5 protein-coding genes are annotated in these 7,117 nt (G+C 62.3%); 3 read left to right on the forward strand and 2 right to left on the reverse strand.

The genetic code is table 11. The features are described from left to right. Positions 1 to 55: 55 nt before the first annotated feature. Positions 56 to 2,797: an aconitate hydratase AcnA gene (acnA, locus tag AC07OV_RS23410; protein WP_495093079.1), complete on the reverse strand. Its 2,742-nt coding sequence runs from the start codon at positions 2,795 to 2,797 to the stop codon at positions 56 to 58. Positions 2,798 to 2,993: 196 nt separating this feature from the next. On the opposite strand from acnA, the gene rlmM reads away from it, so the two are divergent. Then, on the forward strand, positions 2,994 to 4,067 hold the full coding sequence (gene rlmM / locus AC07OV_RS23415; RefSeq protein WP_494998729.1) for a 23S rRNA (cytidine(2498)-2'-O)-methyltransferase RlmM: 1,074 nt from the start codon (positions 2,994 to 2,996) through the stop codon (positions 4,065 to 4,067). Here rlmM and AC07OV_RS23420 read toward each other — a convergent pair. Next, complete coding sequence (locus AC07OV_RS23420) at positions 3,955 to 5,370, reverse strand: prenyltransferase/squalene oxidase repeat-containing protein (protein WP_495093080.1); 1,416 nt, start codon at positions 5,368 to 5,370, stop codon at positions 3,955 to 3,957. The genes rlmM and AC07OV_RS23420 overlap by 113 nt on opposite strands. 364 nt (positions 5,371 to 5,734) lie before the next feature. On the opposite strand from AC07OV_RS23420, the gene AC07OV_RS23425 reads away from it, so the two are divergent. Together AC07OV_RS23425 and tusA are read left to right on the forward strand one after the other, a co-directional pair. Next, entirely contained in the window at positions 5,735 to 6,739 is a 1,005-nt protein-coding gene (locus AC07OV_RS23425; protein ID WP_256349810.1) for a terpene synthase family protein, read from the forward strand. A 57-nt stretch (positions 6,740 to 6,796) separates the two neighbouring features. Next, a complete protein-coding gene (gene tusA, locus AC07OV_RS23430) occupies positions 6,797 to 7,048 on the forward strand; it encodes a sulfurtransferase TusA (RefSeq protein WP_176995328.1) in 252 nt (83 codons plus the stop codon). The last annotated feature ends 69 nt before the right edge of the window (positions 7,049 to 7,117 follow it).

The raw sequence follows: 7,117 nt of genomic DNA on the forward strand, positions 1-7,117 counted from the left end.
GCCGGCGATGGCGTCCGTAAGATCGCCATCGCCGGCAAGCCGGGCTCCTACAGGTTTACGAGGCGATTAGCTGGCGCAGCACGTAGTGCAAGATCCCCCCCGCCTTGAAGTATTCAACTTCGTTAAGCGTATCAATCCGGCACAACACCTCTACCTTCTCGCTACGGCCATCCTCCCGCGTAATCACCAGTGTCAGGTTCATCCGGGGCTCGATTTCGGCATCGGTCAGTCCGAGGATGTCGATCTTCTCCTTGCCCGTCAGCTTGAGCGTCTTGCGGTTCTGATCCAGCTTGAACTGCAACGGCAACACGCCCATGCCCACCAGGTTGGAGCGGTGAATCCGCTCGAAACTCTCGGCGATCACCGCCTTGACCCCCAGCAGGTTGGTGCCCTTGGCGGCCCAGTCGCGGCTGGAGCCGGTGCCGTACTCTTGCCCTGCGACCACCACCAGCGGCGTGCCCGAGGCCTGGTATTTCATCGAGGCATCGTAGATCGCCATCTTCTCGCCGGTCGGGATGTACAGCGTATTGCCGCCTTCCTCACCGCCGAGCATTTCGTTGCGGATACGGATGTTGGCAAAGGTGCCGCGCATCATCACTTCATGGTTGCCCCGGCGTGAGCCGTAGGAGTTGAAGTCGCGCGGTTCCACGCCTTGCTCGCGCAGGTAGCGCCCGGCCGGGCTGTCGGTCTTGATGTTGCCGGCGGGGGAGATGTGGTCGGTGGTCACCGAGTCCCCCAGCAGGGCCAGCACATTCGCGCCTTTGACGTCTTTGATTTCCGGCAACGGCCCGGAAATGTCGTCAAAGAACGGCGGATGCTGGATATAGGTGGAATCCTTCTGCCACACGTAAGTCGCCGCCTGTGGCACTTCAATGGCCTGCCACTGCTCGTCACCGGCAAATACCTCGGCGTATTCCTTGTGGAACATGCCAGTGCTGACCTGGGCTACAGCGTCGGCAATCTCTTGGCTGCTCGGCCAGATGTCCTTGAGGTACACCGGTTTGCCGTCCTTGCCTTCACCCAGCGGTTCGCTGCTGATGTCGATGCGCACCGTGCCGGCCAGTGCATAAGCGACCACCAGCGGTGGCGAAGCCAGCCAGTTGGTTTTCACCAGTGGATGCACGCGGCCTTCGAAGTTGCGGTTGCCGGACAGCACCGACGCCACGGCCAGGTCGGCCTTTTGGATGGCTTTTTCAATCGGCTCGGGCAGCGGCCCGGAGTTGCCGATACAGGTGGTGCAGCCATAACCCACCAGGTCGAAGCCGAGCTTATCCAGATACTGGGTAAGGCCCGCCGCTTTGTAATAGTCGGTGACCACTTTGGAGCCGGGTGCCAACGAGGTTTTCACCCACGGCTTGCGGGTCAGGCCTTTTTCCACGGCCTTTTTCGCCACCAGCCCGGCCGCCATCATCACGCTGGGGTTCGACGTGTTGGTGCACGAGGTGATCGCCGCGATCACCACCGCGCCGTTTTTCAGGCGATAGGTGTGGCCGTCGTACTCGTAGTCGGTTTCGCCCACCAGGTCGGCATTGCCCACGGCAACGCCACCACCGCCTTCACTTTCCAGGCGACCTTCTTCCTTGCTGGCGGGTTTGAATTGCAGGTCGAGAAAGTCACTGAATGCCTGGCCCACATTCGGCAGCGCCACACGGTCTTGCGGACGCTTCGGCCCGGCCAGGCTGGCTTCGACGCTGCCCATGTCCAGGGCCAGGGTGTCGGTGAACACCGGTTCCTGGCCAGCGTTGCGCCACAGCCCCTGGGCCTTGGTGTAGGCCTCCACCAGCTTGACGGTTTCGGCGGGGCGGCCGGACAGGCGCAAGTAGTCCAGCGTCACTTCATCCACCGGGAAAAAGCCGCAGGTCGCGCCATATTCCGGGGCCATGTTGGCGATGGTGGCGCGGTCGGCCAACGGCAAATCGGCCAGGCCGTCGCCGTAGAACTCGACGAATTTACCCACTACGCCTTTCTTGCGCAGCATCTGGGTGACGGTCAGCACCAGGTCGGTGGCGGTGATGCCTTCTTTCAGTTTGCCGGTGAGCTTGAAGCCGATCACTTCCGGGATCAGCATCGACACCGGCTGGCCGAGCATGGCTGCTTCAGCTTCGATACCGCCCACGCCCCAGCCCAGCACGCCCAGGCCGTTGATCATGGTGGTGTGGGAGTCGGTGCCCACCAAGGTGTCGGGGAAGGCGTAGGTGCGGCCGTCTTCGTCCTTGGTCCACACGGTGCGGCCCAGGTATTCGAGGTTGACCTGGTGGCAGATGCCGGTGCCCGGTGGCACCACGCTGAAGTTGTCGAAGGCGCTCTGGCCCCAGCGCAGGAAGGCGTAGCGTTCGCCGTTGCGCTGCATCTCGATGTCGACGTTCTGCTCAAAGGCGTCGGCGTTACCGAACTTGTCGACCATCACCGAGTGGTCGATCACCAGGTCCACGGGGGACAGCGGATTGATGCGCTGCGGGTCGCCCCCGGCCTTGGCCACGGCGGCGCGCATGGCGGCCAGGTCGACCACGGCGGGTACGCCGGTAAAGTCTTGCATCAGCACGCGGGCGGGGCGGTATTGGATCTCGCGGTCGGACTGGCGCTCTTTGAGCCAGGCGGCGATGGCCTTGAGGTCGGCGCCGGTGACGGTTTTGTTGTCTTCCCAGCGCAGCAGGTTTTCCAGCAGCACTTTGAGCGACATCGGCAGCTTGTCCAGGTCACCCAGGCTCTTGGCGGCTTCGGGCAGGCTGAAGTAGTGGTAGGTCTTGCTGTCTATTTGCAGGGTCTTAAGGGTTCTCAGGCTATCAAGCGATGACATGACACGACTCCTTATGGTCCGCACGGCTACGGACCTGACGGGACGAACAGAGCTATCAACTTAGCCCTGTTTTCATTAGCAGGCTAATAACTGGACTCTATCGTTGAGTCCAAGGTTCCGAAGTCCGTTATCATGCGCGGGTTTTCATGACAGGCATTGCGACAGCGCAAGGTCGGTTGATTCACTTGGAGAGTTGATGAACACCCTTTTTATGCACTGCCGCCCGGGTTTTGAAGGCGAAGTCTGTTCCGAAATCGCGGAGCACGCCGCGCGCCTGAACGTTTCCGGCTACGCCAAGGCCAAGACCGGCAGCGCCTGCGCCGAATTCGTCTGCACCGAAGAAGACGGCGCCCAGCGCCTGATGCACGGCCAGCGTTTTGCCGAGCTGATCTTTCCACGGCAATGGGCGAGCGGGGTGTTCATCGACCTGCCGGAAACCGACCGCATCAGCGTGATCCTTGCCCACCTGCGCGAATTTCCGGTGTGTGGCAGCCTGTGGCTGGAGATGGTCGACACCAACGATGGCAAGGAACTGTCGAATTTCTGCAAGAAGTTCGAAGTGCACCTGCGCAAAGCCTTGCTCAACGCCGGCAAGCTGGTGGATGACCCGAGCAAGCCGCGCCTGCTGCTGACCTTCAAGAGCGGCCGCGAAGTGTTCATGGGCCTGGCCGAGTCGAACAACTCCGCGATGTGGCCGATGGGTATCCCGCGTTTGAAATTCCCCCGCGAAGCGCCGAGCCGCTCGACCCTCAAGCTGGAAGAGGCCTGGCACCACTTCATCCCCCGCGACCAATGGGATGAGCGCTTGCACGGCGACATGACCGGCGTCGACCTCGGCGCCGCGCCGGGCGGCTGGACCTGGCAACTGGTCAATCGCGGCATGCTGGTGACTGCCATCGACAACGGCCCCATGGCCGAAAGCCTGATGGACACCGGCCTGGTGCAGCACCTGATGGCCGACGGCTTCACCTTCGTGCCCAAGCAGCCGGTGGACTGGATGGTCTGCGATATCGTCGAAAAACCTGCGCGCAACGCCGCGCTGCTGGAAACCTGGATCGGTGAAGGGCATTGCCGCGAGGCGGTGGTCAACCTGAAGTTGCCGATGAAGCAACGCTATGCCGAAGTGAAGCGCTTGCTCGAACGCATCGAGGAGGGCTTCAAGGCACGTGGCATTCGCGTGGAGATCGGCTGCAAGCAGCTGTATCACGACCGAGAGGAAGTGACCTGCCACCTGCGTCGACTGGTGGACGTTGTGAAGAAGCGCAAGTAAGCACGTCGGCCAGGGCGTTCAGCGTGAAGATCGTGGCCAGTACCGGGAAGTGATACGGAATCGGCCTCGGTGCGGCCTGGTCAGCCAACAAGTGGCGGCGCGTGTGGCGATGCTTTTTCAGGTAGTTCAGGCCACGCTGCAGGCTGTCCGAATAGCCCCCGTGGCTGAGGGCGCTGAGGGCGTGGGCGCTGCTGATCACGTCGCTGGCCTGCCCGGCCACCTGGCCCCAGCCGCCATCCGGGTTTTGTGCCTGATGCAGGTAGGCGATGGACCTGGCCAGCACCGCCTCGCCAGGGCGGCCTGACACACGCAGCGCGGCGCTGACCCGCGCGATGGCAAAGGTCGCGCACAGGCTCCAACTGCGCTCGAACGTGCCGTCGTCGTGCTGGGCACCCCGCAGAAAATCCAGCGCGTTATCCAGCACCTCCCCATAGTCTCGCCCTGCGGGCGCCAGCACCATGACCACGTTGGCCGTCATGGTGGTTTCGGAAGGGTGATGGCGCAGGTAGGTGGCAAAGCCTCCATCCGGGTTGGCCATGCTCGCCAGGTAATCCTGCCCACGCCGGATAGACGCGGCATACCGCACCGGGTCCACATGCTGCAGGCACTCGATCGCCAGGCACGTGCTGTCGATATCGGTTTGACGCACGCTTTCGGTGTAGGCCCAGGCCCCGTCCAAAGCCTGCTGCGACTCCAGGTAGTCGGCGATCTGCCGCAGCCGGGGCGAGCGCCTGCCGGTCTTGCTCAGGGCCAGGCCGGCAAAAGCGCTGAGGTAGACTGTCATGTGGGGGATAAACGGCAACCCGCCGTCGGCATTGCGCTGCGCGAGCAGGCTATGGATGCCCAGGGTCAGCAGGGGGTGGTGGGGAGCAACGGCGTGCAACGCCAGCAGGCTCAACAAGTGCGCCGAAAGATGACCTTCCCACACTTCCCTGGCACTGCCGTGTGCCAATTGGTCGAGCAGAAAAACGCGGTCCTGGGCGTTGATCGGCTGCCCGTTGCCATGAGCATTGATGATTTTGATCGCGCACAGTGTCAGGCACACCCAAGAGGCCTGGCCGTGGTAGCGGATACGGGCGATGTCATCGGTTGGCAGGTACGGTGTGGCGTGGATCAGCGCGAAATAGGTGACGAACATCCACTGCTTGCGCTCGTCTCCCGGGAGGTGCGCGGGCGGTGTATTGGCGATCAGGCAGCGCTCGAGCGGGTTCAGCGTGTCCCGTTGTTTGTAGCGTTCCAGAAACCTGGCCAGCGTGCGTTGTACCTGTGGCAGGTAGTGCATGCGACGCAACAACGCCAGCATCAATAGGGATTCCAGGCCACGGCTGTTGCAGCGCTGGCGTATTGAACCCTGATCGTCTACGAAGGAAAGCAGGTCATTTCGAATAGCCTTAGTCAGGGTATATATCGAAGAGTGCTTCATGCTCAGCATTCGCGCCGATCCTGAAAGATATAGCCCATCGCTAGTTATAGTGAGTTCAGCGCAAGCTGCCGAGATCGGTTGGCGATACTGCGCGGGGCCATTAGTGCGAAAGAGCATTTTGCAGGCCGGGGGTTTTGTGGTGTTTAAGCAGGGTGTGAATCGCTGACAGGGCCTTACTGTGAAACCCATCGTCATCCCGGCCATTTATTGCCCGCTGCCTGTGTTGTCGCATCCCGAGGCGACAATGATTGAGCAGCCCTGCCTGGAGTGGCTGGCGCAGTGGAAGCTCTTCCCCGACACCGCCCAACGTGACCGCTTGGCGGTTGCCGGCATTGGCCCGCTGTGCGGCATGATTTACCCGCAAGGGCCGTTGGCACGGTTGCAAGTGGCGACCGATTACATGATCTGGACATTTGCCTACGACGATGAGATCTGTGACGAGGGCCCGGCCAGTGGCGATCCGAATGCGCTGATCAGTGCCACCAGCCGAATACAGCGCATGCTGGAATCGCCTGAGGTCGCGGTGGACGCCACCGATCGTTATGGGCTGGCGTTGCGCGACATTCGCCGGCGCATGATGGCGCTGGGGTCGGCGAGGGAGGCCGCTCGATTGACCGCGGTGTTGCGCACGTACTTCATGGCTGAAATGTGGAAAGCCGTCGCCCCACGCCCCACGCTGAGTGACTATGTGACGCAACGGCTCATGGGCGGCGGCGGCGTGACGTTTCCGATGTTCTGCTACTGGGTGCCGAACGTCAGCCTGAGTGAAAAAACCTTGGTGGACCGCCGCGTCATGGCGCTGACGGAAATAGCCGCTTTTTTTGCGGTACTGGATAACGACCTGTTCTCCTTCCCCAAGGACTCGATGCGTGGCCAGGACAAGAAAGGGCACAACCTGGTGGACGCCGTTAGCCGGGAATATGACTGTTCGCCGTCGGACGCAATCGTCACGGTGGTGCGCATGCGCGAGCGGATCCTGGGGCTGTACCTGCGGCTCCAACGCAGCTTGCGTGGGCAGGCGAGCGTCGGGCTGAGGCGTTATCTGTCAGGCCTGGATTGCTACATCAGCGGTGAGTTGCAATGGCATCGGATGTCGCCCAGGTATCGCTATATCAACGCGGTTGATGGCGCGTGTTGCCTGGTGGGGGCGGACGTTGCAGAAGAACCGCAGGATGACAGCACGGAGCCCCTGCCCATCGCTTCGATTGCGTGGTGGTGGCATTACGATCCGGCAGGCAAAACCACCTGAGCGGTGGTGAGGCGGCTGAAATTGGGCAACAATGCACGCCAGTTTCAGGAGTGAACCATGAGCGATATGTTTGACACCGCCGTCGACGGCACCCTCGATGCCACCGGCCTCAACTGCCCGGAACCGGTGATGATGCTGCACCAGCACATCCGTGACTTGCCGCCAGGCGGCTTGCTCAAGGTGATCGCCACCGACCCGTCGACCCGCCGCGATATTCCCAAGTTCTGCGTGTTCCTGGACCACGAGCTGGTGGATCAGCAGGAGCAGGCGGGTACGTACCTGTACTGGATTCGCAAGAAGCTCGCCTGAACCTTGTAGGAGCCCGGGGGGGGGGGGGGGGGGGGGGGGGGGGGGGGGGGGGGGGGGGGGGGGGGGGGG

Source organism: Pseudomonas sp. GW821-FHT09A09, assembly GCF_059418405.1.

Excerpts from the sequence above, each read along its gene's own strand:
- AC07OV_RS23420 (WP_495093080.1), bottom strand. The coding sequence starts at position 5,370 with ATGCTGGCGTTGTTGCGTCGCATGCACTACCTGCCACAGGTACAACGC.
- rlmM (WP_494998729.1), top strand. The coding sequence starts at position 2,994 with ATGAACACCCTTTTTATGCACTGCCGCCCGGGTTTTGAAGGCGAAGTC.
- acnA (WP_495093079.1), bottom strand. The coding sequence starts at position 2,797 with ATGTCATCGCTTGATAGCCTGAGAACCCTTAAGACCCTGCAAATAGAC.
- AC07OV_RS23425 (WP_256349810.1), top strand. The coding sequence starts at position 5,735 with ATGATTGAGCAGCCCTGCCTGGAGTGGCTGGCGCAGTGGAAGCTCTTC.
- tusA (WP_176995328.1), top strand. The coding sequence starts at position 6,797 with ATGAGCGATATGTTTGACACCGCCGTCGACGGCACCCTCGATGCCACC.